11 protein-coding genes are annotated in these 11,565 nt (G+C 51.6%); 3 read left to right on the plus strand and 8 right to left on the minus strand.

Annotation, left to right across the window (positions count from 1 at the left end; all coding sequences use genetic code 11):
• Positions 1 to 223: 223 nt before the first annotated feature.
• Positions 224 to 1,333: an aldo/keto reductase gene (locus tag DWY93_RS11450; protein WP_117469599.1), complete on the plus strand. Its 1,110-nt coding sequence runs from the start codon at positions 224 to 226 to the stop codon at positions 1,331 to 1,333.
• Between the two features lie 21 nt (positions 1,334 to 1,354).
• The gene (locus tag DWY93_RS11455) at positions 1,355 to 1,885 is read left to right on the plus strand and encodes a DUF3877 family protein (protein ID WP_117469326.1); all 531 of its coding nucleotides are present in this window, start codon (positions 1,355 to 1,357) and stop codon (positions 1,883 to 1,885) included.
• Positions 1,886 to 2,037: 152 nt separating this feature from the next.
• Here the strand turns inward: DWY93_RS11455 and DWY93_RS11460 are convergent, their stop codons facing one another.
• The 3 genes from DWY93_RS11460 to DWY93_RS11470 form a co-directional block, all read right to left on the minus strand.
• Positions 2,038 to 3,006 (minus strand): L-lactate dehydrogenase, encoded by a 969-nt coding sequence (locus tag DWY93_RS11460; protein ID WP_117469327.1) that lies wholly within the window; start codon positions 3,004 to 3,006, stop codon positions 2,038 to 2,040.
• Positions 3,007 to 3,292: 286 nt separating this feature from the next.
• Positions 3,293 to 4,798, minus strand: coding sequence for a hypothetical protein (locus tag DWY93_RS11465; RefSeq protein WP_117469328.1), 1,506 nt, complete (start codon positions 4,796 to 4,798; stop codon positions 3,293 to 3,295).
• The gene (locus DWY93_RS11470; RefSeq protein ID WP_117469329.1) at positions 4,795 to 5,637 is read right to left on the minus strand and encodes an RNA methyltransferase; all 843 of its coding nucleotides are present in this window, start codon (positions 5,635 to 5,637) and stop codon (positions 4,795 to 4,797) included. Before DWY93_RS11470 ends, DWY93_RS11465 begins: the two co-directional genes overlap by 4 nt.
• Positions 5,638 to 5,819: 182 nt before the next feature.
• On the opposite strand from DWY93_RS11470, the gene DWY93_RS11475 reads away from it, so the two are divergent.
• Positions 5,820 to 7,190: an MATE family efflux transporter gene (locus DWY93_RS11475; RefSeq protein ID WP_015554093.1), complete on the plus strand. Its 1,371-nt coding sequence runs from the start codon at positions 5,820 to 5,822 to the stop codon at positions 7,188 to 7,190.
• Here the strand turns inward: DWY93_RS11475 and DWY93_RS11480 are convergent.
• The 5 genes from DWY93_RS11480 to DWY93_RS11505 form a co-directional block, all read right to left on the minus strand.
• Positions 7,187 to 7,543 carry a cupin domain-containing protein gene (locus tag DWY93_RS11480; protein ID WP_117469330.1) on the minus strand — a complete coding sequence of 119 codons (357 nt, stop codon included), beginning with the start codon at positions 7,541 to 7,543 and terminating at the stop codon, positions 7,187 to 7,189. The two genes, DWY93_RS11475 and DWY93_RS11480, sit on opposite strands and share 4 nt — an antisense overlap.
• 129 nt (positions 7,544 to 7,672) lie before the next feature.
• Positions 7,673 to 8,683 (minus strand): 3-deoxy-7-phosphoheptulonate synthase, encoded by a 1,011-nt coding sequence (gene aroF, locus DWY93_RS11485; RefSeq protein ID WP_117469331.1) that lies wholly within the window; start codon positions 8,681 to 8,683, stop codon positions 7,673 to 7,675.
• Between the two features lie 477 nt (positions 8,684 to 9,160).
• Positions 9,161 to 9,763, minus strand: a complete 603-nt coding sequence (locus tag DWY93_RS11495) for a cytidylate kinase-like family protein (protein ID WP_117469333.1) — start codon at positions 9,761 to 9,763, stop codon at positions 9,161 to 9,163.
• Between the two features lie 315 nt (positions 9,764 to 10,078).
• Complete coding sequence (locus DWY93_RS11500; RefSeq protein WP_015554098.1) at positions 10,079 to 10,789, minus strand: ABC transporter ATP-binding protein; 711 nt, start codon at positions 10,787 to 10,789, stop codon at positions 10,079 to 10,081.
• Positions 10,790 to 10,802: 13 nt separating this feature from the next.
• Complete coding sequence (locus DWY93_RS11505; RefSeq protein ID WP_181968539.1) at positions 10,803 to 11,564, minus strand: ABC transporter ATP-binding protein; 762 nt, start codon at positions 11,562 to 11,564, stop codon at positions 10,803 to 10,805.
• Between the last annotated feature and the right edge of the window lies 1 nt (position 11,565).

Raw genomic sequence — 11,565 nt, forward strand, 5'->3', positions numbered from 1 at the left:
TATGTTATCATCATTATAATTGATTTTCATTCGCTTGACAAGGGAGTGGGCGTATGCTATCATCAAAATAAGTTACAAGATGTTACTTAACACAACGACGGGCGTTGCCGGACCGTGAAAAGTGGACGACGGATCAGCCGGAGAAAAGGCAGGAGTATGATTGGGACGCAGCGGTGAAGACCTTCACCGCCCGTGCCGGATCTATTCAGAAAAGGAGAGCAGCATGGATAAGATTAAAAAGAATTTTGGTTTCGGATGTATGCGTTTCCCTATGATCGGGGAAGAGATCGATGAGGCGCAGGTTTCCCAGATGGTGGATTATTTTCTGGATCAGGGCTTCAACTACTTTGATACGGCTCACGGCTACATCGGTGAGAGAAGTGAGCTTGCGGTCAAAAACTGCCTGACGAGCCGTTATCCGAGGGAGAGCTACATTCTTACAAATAAGCTGACGGCCGCTTATTTTGAGAAGGAAGAGGATATCCGCCCGTTTTTTGAGTCACAGCTGGAGCGCTGCGGTGTGGACTATTTTGATTTCTATCTGATGCATGCCCAGGGAATGGGAAACTATCCGAAGTTTAAGGAGTGCCATGCGTATGAGACGGCTTTAACCTTTAAGGAAGAGGGGAAGATCCGCCACTTTGGAATTTCTTTCCATGACCGCGCGGAGGTCCTTGAGCAGATCTTAACGGAGTATCCGCAGATCGAAGTCGTCCAGATCCAGTTTAACTATGCGGACTTCGATGATCCGGCAGTTCAGGCCGGGAAATGCTATGAGATCTGCAGAAAGCATGGAAAACAGGTGATCGTTATGGAACCGGTCCGCGGCGGAAGCCTTGCGAATCTTCCGGATGACGCGAAGGCAGTCTTTGAGGAGCTTCACGGCGGCAGTCCGGCTACCTATGCGATCCGCTACGCGGCGGGATTCCCGGGTATCATGATGGTCCTCTCCGGAATGAGCAGTCTGGAGCAGATGAAGGAAAATGTGAGTTTCATGAAGGACTTCAAACCCCTTGATGAGAGGGAGATGAAGGCGGTCGAGAAGGTGCGCGAGATCTTCCGCGGAAAGAACCTGATCCCGTGTACCGAATGCCGCTATTGTGTCGACGGATGTCCGAAGAAGATCTCGATCCCGGATCTGTTTGCGTGCATGAATGCGAAGAAGACCTACCAGAATACGAATTCCAATTTTTATTATGGAATCCACACACGGAACAACGGAAAAGCGTCGGATTGTATCAAGTGCGGAAAGTGCGAGAAGGTATGTCCGCAGCATCTTGAGATCCGCAAGCTGCTCTGTGATGTTGCTGATGTATTTGATGTGAAGGCGTAAAAAGAAGGAGAATTTGGCAGGATGGGATTTCGAAGACTGGAAGAGAATCTGATCGATCTGGTGAAGGAGCAGCAGGCGAAGCTGGGATTCCGGCCGGAAGTGATACGGCTTTATTATCCGGTGTCCACGCTGAACCACTTTTTCGGGAGTGAAGATACGGCGGAGGAGATGAAGGCGCGGCTGAATGGTCTTGAGGCGCGTATGAAGGGGACATTGGGAGAAGTCCGCGTGACGGCGAAGGGAGACCGGTTCTGTTTTCTGATTCCGGAGACCGGAAGTGTCTATGTGCATGAGCAGATGAAAGGGCGGGAATTTATTCAGGATCTGGTGGATCTCGTCGGGACGCATGGATGCAGTCTTGAGGAGATCAGAGAACTCTTCCGTCAGTGGTCCGCAAAGCCGGTGTTTGAGAAGATCGAAGATGGAGATTTCGACTGGGCTTTCCACTTTGCGGATGGGATTCCGGACCGGTATTATTACTGCTTTAAGGACGAGGGCTGTCATCTGATCTACCACCGGTTTTTGCCGGAGGATTACGCGGAATTACAGTAGTTGTAAAAAAGAATGTCGCGAACAACGAGCCAAAGTCCGCGCTTGCGCGAGACCTTGGCGACTGTCGCGATAACAAGGGGAAACTCGCGAGGCGTGTTTCCCCTTGTTAGGTTAAAAATCTGTCGTTGCTGTGTTCGGCAGATGATATAAGGTTAGCTGATGGCTGTGGAGAGATCAAGCTCTGCAGCTATTTTTTTCAGGGTCTCGGCGGATTCCCGGAGTTTTTCTGCTTCATCTGCGTCCAGTGAGATCGGAACGTGGGTCTCGATCCCGTTGAGTCCCACGATCGCCGGCATGCTGAGGGAGATGCCGCTGATCCCGTATTCTCCATGCATCATGGAGGAGATCGGGAGAATGGAGCGTTCGTTTCGGATGATGCATTCGCAGATCCGTTTGACGCTCATGGCGATCCCGTAGTAGGTGGCCTGTTTTTTGGAGATAATGTCGTAGGCGCTGTTTTTTACCTCTTCGGCGATGCGGTCCATGGCGGCATCATGGTTATAGTGGCCGCGCATCTCGCAGAAGGTGTTTAACGGGATTCCGGACACGTTGGTGCTGCTCCAGGCGGCGATCTCGCTGTCACCATGTTCACCTATGATGAAGGAGTGGACGCTGCGGCTGTCGACACCTAAATGTTCACTTAAGGCATATTTTAAGCGGGCGGTGTCTAAGACCGTGCCGGAACCGATGACACGGTTTTCCGGGAAGCCGGAGAGCTTCAGGGCCGTGTAGGTCAGGATGTCTACCGGGTTGGAGACGATGAGGAGAATGCCCTGAAAGTCCCGTCTGGAGATCTCCGGAATGATGCTTTTATAGATGGCTACGTTTTTATGGACGAGATCCAATCTTGTTTCGCCTGGTTTCTGATTGGCGCCGGCGGTGATGATAATGATGGCGGAGTCGGCGATGTCATCGTAGGTTCCGGCATAGATCTTCATCTGACCGGCGAAGGGGATCCCGTGGGCGATATCCTTTGCCTCGCCGTCGGCTTTCGCTTCGTTGGCGTCTAAAAGGACGAGCTCGGAGAAAAGGCGGCTCTGCATAAGAGTGAAGGCAGTGGCGGAGCCAACGAAGCCGCAGCCGATGATCGCTGCTTTTCTTGGGTTGATGGTCTGAGTCATATGGGGTACCTCCTGTATTTGCAAAATGGTGTTGGTTTGGTAGCTGTTCAGTAGGTCTGCGCACTCGCTGCGCTGACCGTAATAAAACACAGGCTTGAAGGCAAAAATCCCATCGGCGAAGCCGATTTGGAATGGATTTTTGCATGTAACTGTGAGGCACTGAACAGTTACTTGGTTTGCTATGCGATGGGCTTAGTATAGCATAACCAAAATATAATGTATGTTGTGTATACAACGAAAATGGAAGAAATTGTTAAAAAAATAACAGAAGGTCAAAGTTTAAAATTTACTCGTTGTAGGAACCGGTCGTGATCGTATATTTGCCAGTACCCTGCACAAATACAGTGCCGTCTGTGCCGGCGATCGTCACGCTTTTGCCGTCATCGCCTGTGATGGAGCCGTTACAGGTGAGGGAGGTGACGGTGCTGTTTCCGGTTACGGTCCAGGCGGAGAGGGCGTCGATCGTGACATTGCAGGTTCCGTTACTGCCGTCACCGGCGTTTGTCTCGTCCTGAAGGATGGAACCTGTCAAGATGGTGCCGTTTGTGAGCTTCAGATCCAGATTACTGATGCTGTCCCAGAGGATATCGCCGCTCATTTCCTGGGAATCTGCGGTAAAGGTGCAGTCGGCACCATTATTTCCAGACTGGCCCCAGCCGCGTTTGTTGGCATTTCCTGTGCATTTTAAGAAAAAGTTATTGGACGGGGAGTAGGTGATGTCCACATTCTTAAGATAGAAGGAACTCTCCGTGTTTGTCGTATAAAAGAGACCGCCGTTTAAGGAGGTCAGGCTGCCGCCGTCCATGGAAAATTTGCTTTCACCGACTTCTGAGTCACCGGACATGCTCTGATAGAGGATGACGGTCCAGTCGCAGTCATTCTGTTCATTTTCCGGAATGTTTCCGGAGAGAGAGCAGTTTGTGAGAGAAAGGGAGTTCAGACCCTCGATGCAGACAGCCTCAGAGTTTTCAGCAGTGAGCGCCGCGTTATTGACGGTAATGTCGGCAGTGCAGTAGACTGCTGGGGAGCCAGTTCCCCGGGAGGTGTAGGTTCCGCCATCGACGGTTATGGTACCGCCGCCGCGGTCGCTTCGGATCGCCGCGGAGGATTCACCGTTTGTCTCAACGGTGAGGTTGGAGGCTGTGAGTGTGCCGCCCCCTGCCACATGGATACCGCCGGAGGTATCCTGTTTTGTGGTGATGGTGGTGTCGGATACGGTGACATTGCCGTCGCCGTAGCTGAAGACACCTGCGCCGCCTTTTGCGTCGGTGGTGATGGTGCCGCCGGTCAGTGTCAGGTTGCCGTTGGTGGCAAGTGCCGCGGCACCGGTTCCGTAAAAGCTGGAGTTATCGCCTCCGGTGCTGTCAGCGGAGTTGAGGTCCATCGTGAAATTTTTTAAGGTGACCTTCGCACCGTCGGTGACGAGGACTGCGCTCTCATCAGCTCCTGTGGAAGTGTAGGTCTTCCCATCCTCCTCAGTATCGGTGGAGTAGCTTGAGACTGCCTTGTAGGATGTCGGAGCAGCACTCTGTCCGCCCGGGTCTCCGGGACCTCCGTTCCCGCCGTCCGGCGGTGCCTGCTTTCCGTCCATGCTTCCCGGAGCCCCGTCCGGCAGATTTCCGGGTTTATCGGAGTTATCGCCCGGAGCGCCGTCCGGTTTGTCAGCCGGAGCGGAGTCGGATGTTTCGGTCACCTGCGCGGTGACGGCGGTGGAATCAGCAGCTTTTTGATCACATCCTCCGACTATAAGAGTACCTGCAAGAACCATGCAGAATAATGCCTGTTTTTTCATGATATCAGATCCTTTCTATTTTTCGTCAACTCCCAGAATGCCACTGCGCTGGCGGCCGCCACATTCAGCGAATCTACCCCATGGGCCATCGGGATCATGACCGTATGATCGCACCCGCCGATGGTTGCGGAGGCGAGGCCGTCCCCTTCGGTGCCTAAGATCACGGCGAGTTTTTCAGCAGCCAGAAGCTTCGGATCATCAATGGAAACGGAATCTTCCTTCAGCGCCATGGCAGCCGTCTGAAACCCTAAAGATCTTAGGGTTTCAAGTCCGCCGCAGGAGAGATCTGCGTTTTTCGGAAAAAAGGTCCACGGGATCTGGAAGACGGTTCCCATACTGACTCTGGCGGCTCTCCGGTAGAGGGGATCGCTGCAGCCGGAGGTCAGGAGCACCGCGTCCATTCCAAGGGCCGCGGCGGAGCGGAAGATCGCTCCGATATTTGTGGGGTTCATGACATTCTCAAGGACAGCGATCCGGTGTTTTCCCTCACAGATCTCCGCCACAGACGGCATGAGCTTTCGCTTCATGGCACAGAGCAGGCCGCGGGTTAAGGCAAAGCCGGTGAGGTTTGTCAGAAGATCGAATTTTGCGGTGTACACAGGAAGCTCCGGGTAAGCAAAAAAGAGCTTCGGGATCAGATCATCGGCCTGTTTTTCCTCGATGAGGACAGCGAGCGGTTCATACCCGGCATTGAGGGCGCGTTCGATCACATTTGGGCTTTCTGCGATGAAGATCCCCGGTTTCGGTTCGTTGATATGGAAAAGCTGGGACTCGGAATATCTGGAAAAAAAATCGAGTTCCGGCGCTGTGAGATCAGTGATTTTTTTGATCTGCGGCATAAGAAAAATCTCCTTTGGTTTTCATAAGATCAGGGACCGTTCCGTCACTTGACATCCCTGGTCATACATGATACGATTATTTTAGTTACAATGTGTCACTTAAACGACAAAAGTCCGTACTATGCGGACAATACCTGAAGCATATGAAGGACGAATGGTCTGATACTGAGGGAGGAAATGGCATGGGATTAGTCCGGAAAAGGGCAGGAGCCGGTAGTGGGAAGAAGGATGGGAATCTGACAGAAGGTCCGATCGGACGAGGACTTTTCAGGTTTATGATCCCGATCTTTTTAGGACAGCTTTTACAGCAGCTTTACAATATGGCGGATGCCTGGGTCGTCGGAAATTTCGCGAGCAATGATGCCTTCGCGGCGGTGAGCTTATCATCGAATGTGAATATGTCGGTGATCACGTTTTTTGCCGGGATCGCTGTGGGCGGCGGTGTCGTGATCTCGAAATACTTCGGGGCACAGGATGAGGAAAAATTACGGTGCGCGGTGCACACAAACTTTCTTCTGGGAATCGTGTTCTCGGTTTTCGCGACGCTCATCGGTTTGTTTTTTGTTCCGATCCTTCTCGGCTGGCTCAACACGCCGGACAGCGTGATGGTGGAGGCGAGACTGTACTTCGGAATCTATTTTGCCGGTGTCTCCACCGTCATCATGTACAATATCTGCATGAACATCATGAGGGCAGTGGGGGACAGTGTCCATCCCCTGTATTATCTGATCTTTTCTTCTATAGTGAATATGATCCTGGATCTGATCTTTGTGGCGGGATTTCAGTGGAGTGCCGCAGGCGCTGCTGTTGCCACGGTGATCGCCCAGGGATTGAGTGTTTTATTATGCATGATCCGCATGGTGAAGGATGGAGGGGCTGCGACGATCCATTTTAAGGAGCTTCGCTTCAACGGCTCCATGATCCGTCAGGTGATCACACAGGGACTTCCGACGGGACTCCAGAATTCCGTGATCAGTGTCGGAAATCTTGTGGTCCAGTCAAATATCAATACCTTCGGAGCTTTTGCAATCTCCGGACAGGGGGCCTTCGCGAAACTTGAGGGGATTGCCTTTCTTCCGATCATGAGCATGTCCATGGCGCTGACAACCTTTGTGAGCCAGAATCTCGGTGCCGGGAAAGCGGACCGCGCGAAGAAAGGTTCCGTGATGGGTGTGGCGTTCGGAATGGCGATGGCGGAGCTTGTAGGGATCTGTCTTTTTATCTGGGTTCCGATCCTGCTTCGGATCTTTGTGGATGTGCCGGAAGCGATCGAATTCGGAACGATCCACGGAAGAACGGTTGCCTTATTTTTCTTTCTGCTGGCGTTTTCCAACTGCGCGACGGGAGTACTCCGCGGCGTGGGAAAATCCATTGTCCCGATGTTTACGATGCTGATCTGCTGGTGCGGTATCCGCGTGCTCTACGTGACGATCGCGATCCGGATCATTCCCGTCTTCCGGACGATCTCCTCAGCGTACCCGCTGACGTGGACGCTGAGTTCGATCATCTTTATCGTGTTCCTGCTTCGAATGGACTGGGACGCGCGGGTTTAGATCTCTTTTCCACGCTCATTGATCACAAGTGCCATGATCTCAAGCGGCTCATCAAAAGGATTTTTGATCGCGTGGCTCTGGCCAACCTCGATGACACAGACATCGCCCGGGTGGATCTCGGTCTCGGTGTGATCGTTGTCCTCAAAGATTCCCTTTCCCTTGAGAACGTAGTACGGCTCGGTGTTTTCCACATGCTGGTGGAATCCGATGCTGGCGTGGGCCGGGATGATCACGTGGGCGTACATGGATGCGTGTCCCATGAGTTCATCCTTGTTTAAAATATGACGGATCTCGATCGTTCCGTCGCCTCCGCGCAGATTTGGAACAAAAGCAGTTTCAGTGTTTCTGACCATCGTGTGAACCTCCATGAATCTTAATAGTCTGCAACCGTCCGGCAGGCCGGCGCATTTTCAGCGCCGACCTGCCGTTTCATTGCGGTGTGATTTAAATATTATACTGCATATTCAGGAAAAGAACAACGATTAACCGAGAGAGTGGAAGAAATCCGCAGCTTTATCGACTTTTTTCATCAGATGGTCGAACATTTCCGGCGTCAGGGACTGGGCACCGTCGCAGAGGGCTTTCTCAGGGTTATTGTGGACCTCGATCATGAGACCATCGGCTCCGGCTGCGATAGCTGCCATGGCAAGGGGCTCCACCATGAAGCGGATGCCTGCCGCATGGCTCGGGTCGACGATGACCGGAAGATGGGTCTTTTTCTTTAACATCGGGATCGCGGAGATATCCAGCGTATTTCTGTAGGAAGTCTCAAAGGTGCGGATGCCGCGTTCGCAGAGGATGACTTTTTCATTTCCACCTGCCATGATGTACTCCGCACTCATCAGAAGCTCGTCTAAGGTGTTTGCAAGACCGCGTTTTAAGAGGATCGGCTTGTCGATCTTTCCAAGGACCTTCAAAAGCTCGAAGTTCTGCATGTTTCTTGCGCCGACCTGTATGATGTCAACGTCGTCAAAGAGCGGAAGATGTTCCGCGCTCATGATCTCTGTGACTACCGGGAGACCGGTGGCTTTCTTTGCCTCTAAGAGAAGGTCAAGACCCTGCTCGTGAAGACCCTGGAACGCGTACGGGGAAGTTCTCGGTTTGAAAGCACCGCCGCGGAGGAAGGCTGCGCCGGAACGCTTTACGTCCTCAGCAACCTCTGTGATCTGTTCCTTTGTCTCGATGGAGCAGGGGCCTGCGATGACCTGAAAGCTGCCGCCGCCGATCTTTCTGCCGCAGACATCGATGACTGTGTCGTCCGGGTGCATGGAGCGGTTTGCCTTCTTATACGGCTCACGGATCCTGCGGACATCCTCAACGACGTCGTTGGCCTTTAACCAGTCTTCATGGATCCGGCTTGTGTCACCGATGAGACCGATGAGGGAGGCCTCGGTTCCTTCGGAGAGATGGAGCTTAAATCCCTGATTGACAAGCTCTGTCTTTAAATTCTCTACTTTCTCTTTGTTGGCATTTCTCTTTAAAATAATGATCATAATCTTATTCTCCTTTATATGACAGGTTCAGGTTTGGTTTGCTTTATAAAAACGCTCTGGAAAATGGACATTCCTGTATTCGGCTGGTACCGTAGCCGAAAAACAGGAACTGCTTTATGCATACGTTTGTGGGTATCCGGAAACAAAAAAGCCGGTGTCTGCTGCAATCGCAAACACCGGCTCCGCATTTTCTTTTACGTTTCCGAAGGATCTAAAGACCTTCGGTCGGAGAGGGTTGTTTTTTTGCAGCAGAAACAGTCCGCGCAGTAATAATAGCCCGGAAAATAATAAAAAGAATAGGATGCAAAAAGATTCATCATCTGGTTCTTCATATCTGCTGTTCTCCTCTCTGAAGATTACTGCCGGATCCATTCTCTCCGGCTGTTGAAGCTATCATAGCGCTGTCGGGCGGATTTGTCAACAGAAAAAATCAATAAGTTGAAGTTTTACGCTTTTATGCGATAAAGAGAATTCCTACTATCCCAAAGTGACTGAATTCGCAATGATCTCCACACACCGCTCGATCCCGAGTGTACCGCTGTTTAAGCAAAGGTCGTAATTCTTCGGTTTGCCCCACTCATTTCCGCTGTAATACTGGTAGTAATCCCGGCGCTTCGCATCCACGGCGCGGATGCGGCTTTCAAGCTTTTTAAGATCCTCCGGCTCCTTCTCAAGCCTCTGGATCCGCTCCACACGTTTTTTGAAGCTGGAGCAGATAAAGATGCGGAAAGCGTTCTCGACGATCACATCGGAGCATCTGCCAATGATCACGCAGGGACCGTTTGCGGCAAGCCGCTGGATGATCTTCGACTGGATCACGAAGAGCTGGTCGGAGACCGGGACTTCGTATACGGGTGAGAAAGGATCCACAGTTGCATAGTCATCGTAGTTGATCCGTTTCTGACCGGCGATCACTTCATCGTTCGCATGGAAAAGATCTTCCGAGATATTGCTGTCCTCGGCCGCCATGGCGATGAGTTCTTTATCGTAAAAAGGAATGCCGAGTTTTTTTGCGAGATGAAGACCGACCTCGCGGCCTCCGCTGCCGAGTTCGCGGCTGACTGTAATGACTTTGCTCATAATATCTTCCTCCCCTGTACATGATTTTTCTTCTTTTTTCTGCACAGTTTCAGTGCTGTCTGCTAAGAGTATACCATAAAATCCGTCAAAACGTTACATAATTTTCATGGATTCGCATATTTGTAAAAAAAATGTTACTTTTCATGGGTAGGAATTTTCTGAACTGAAAATTCCGTATGATACCGTTATGACCGCGGATTTTGCCGATGCGGAATGCGAAGCATCGGCAAAATCCTGTTACAGTGCGCGGGCATGGAGTGCCCGTGTACTGTAACAAGAATACGGTCCGTGCCAGGCACAGACCGTAACTTCTGATTATTCACTCAAATAAGCCTTTTTAACCTTATCATCATTCATGAGCTGCTTCGCGTCGCCGCTCAAAACGATCTTACCGGTCTCCAGTACATACGCCTGATTTGCGATGGAGAGCGCTTTTTTCGCGTTCTGCTCGACTAAGAGAACCGTCACGCCGTCGCGGTTGATGCTCTGGATGATGTCGAAGACTTCATTTACATAGATCGGGGACAGACCCATGGACGGCTCGTCGAGAACGATGAGCTTCGGATGGCTCATGAGGGCGCGTCCCATGGCGAGCATCTGCTGCTCACCGCCGGAGAGGGTACCGGCCGGCTGGTTCACACGCTCCTTTAAACGCGGGAAACGCTGATAGATCATATTGAGCGTCGCATCCATCTCTGCCTTATCTTTTCTTGTGTAGGCACCGAGCTTCAGATTCTGGAGAACGGTGAGCGTGGAGAATACACGGCGTCCCTCCGGAACATGGGCGATTCCCATGCTGACGAGCTTGTAGCCGGGGATCTTTGTGATATCGGTTCCTTCGTACATGATATGTCCGGAACGGGCGCTCAAAAGACCCGTCACGGTGTGCAGTGTTGTCGTCTTTCCGGCACCGTTGGCACCGATCAGAGCGACGATCTCTCCCTGATTTACATCGAAGGAGATTCCTTTTAACGCCTGGATCACGCCGTAGTAGACTTCCAGATCTCTTACTTCTAACATTGCCATGATTGTTCTCCTCCTATTCACCGAGATAAGCTTTGATAACTTCCGGATTGCTTAAGACTTCCTGAGTAGGACCTGTGCAGAGGACCTGACCAAAGTTTAAGACGGTAAGACGCTCACAGATACCGCTGACGAGCTTCATATCATGCTCGATTAGGAGGATCGTCATTCCGAAATGGTCGCGGACGAAGCGGATCGTGTCCATCAGCTCTGCGGTCTCGTTGGGGTTCATGCCGGCAGCCGGCTCATCGAGAAGAAGAAGCTTCGGCTCCGTCGCAAGGGCGCGGGCGATCTCGAGCTTTCTCTGTTTTCCGTAAGGAAGGTTGGAGGCCTTGAAATCACATTCTCCCTCAAGTCCGAATACCTTTAAGAGTTCCATGGCTTCCTCATCCATCTCTTTTTCCGCCTTGTAGTACCGCGGAAGGCGGAGGATTCCCTCAAGAGTGGAGTAGGTGTGGTGGTTGTGGAGTCCTGCCTTTACGTTGTCGAGAACGGAAAGATCCTTGAAAAGGCGGATGTTCTGGAACGTACGGGCAATACCGGCTTTGTTGATGTCGGTAGTGGACTTTCCTGTAAGGTTCTGGCCGTCTAAGAGGATCGTTCCTGTATCCGGCTTGTAAACGCCTGTCAGGAGGTTGAAGATCGTGGTCTTGCCGGCACCGTTCGGTCCGATGAGACCGTAGAGCTGGCCTTTTTCAATGTTGATGGCAAAATTATTGACAGCCTTTAAGCCTCCGAAGGAGATGCTTAATCCTTTTACACTTAACATGTCTGACATT

This window comes from Clostridium sp. AF28-12 (assembly GCF_003435225.1).
Lineage (GTDB): Bacteria > Bacillota > Clostridia > Lachnospirales > Lachnospiraceae > Pilosibacter > Pilosibacter fragilis.

Excerpts from the sequence above, each read along its gene's own strand:
- DWY93_RS11450 (WP_117469599.1), top strand. The coding sequence starts at position 224 with ATGGATAAGATTAAAAAGAATTTTGGTTTCGGATGTATGCGTTTCCCT.
- DWY93_RS11455 (WP_117469326.1), top strand. The coding sequence starts at position 1,355 with ATGGGATTTCGAAGACTGGAAGAGAATCTGATCGATCTGGTGAAGGAG.
- DWY93_RS11460 (WP_117469327.1), bottom strand. The coding sequence starts at position 3,006 with ATGACTCAGACCATCAACCCAAGAAAAGCAGCGATCATCGGCTGCGGC.
- DWY93_RS11465 (WP_117469328.1), bottom strand. The coding sequence starts at position 4,798 with ATGAAAAAACAGGCATTATTCTGCATGGTTCTTGCAGGTACTCTTATA.
- DWY93_RS11470 (WP_117469329.1), bottom strand. The coding sequence starts at position 5,637 with ATGCCGCAGATCAAAAAAATCACTGATCTCACAGCGCCGGAACTCGAT.
- DWY93_RS11475 (WP_015554093.1), top strand. The coding sequence starts at position 5,820 with ATGGGATTAGTCCGGAAAAGGGCAGGAGCCGGTAGTGGGAAGAAGGAT.
- DWY93_RS11480 (WP_117469330.1), bottom strand. The coding sequence starts at position 7,543 with ATGGTCAGAAACACTGAAACTGCTTTTGTTCCAAATCTGCGCGGAGGC.
- aroF (WP_117469331.1), bottom strand. The coding sequence starts at position 8,683 with ATGATCATTATTTTAAAGAGAAATGCCAACAAAGAGAAAGTAGAGAAT.
- DWY93_RS11495 (WP_117469333.1), bottom strand. The coding sequence starts at position 9,763 with ATGAGCAAAGTCATTACAGTCAGCCGCGAACTCGGCAGCGGAGGCCGC.
- DWY93_RS11500 (WP_015554098.1), bottom strand. The coding sequence starts at position 10,789 with ATGGCAATGTTAGAAGTAAGAGATCTGGAAGTCTACTACGGCGTGATC.
- DWY93_RS11505 (WP_181968539.1), bottom strand. The coding sequence starts at position 11,564 with ATGTCAGACATGTTAAGTGTAAAAGGATTAAGCATCTCCTTCGGAGGC.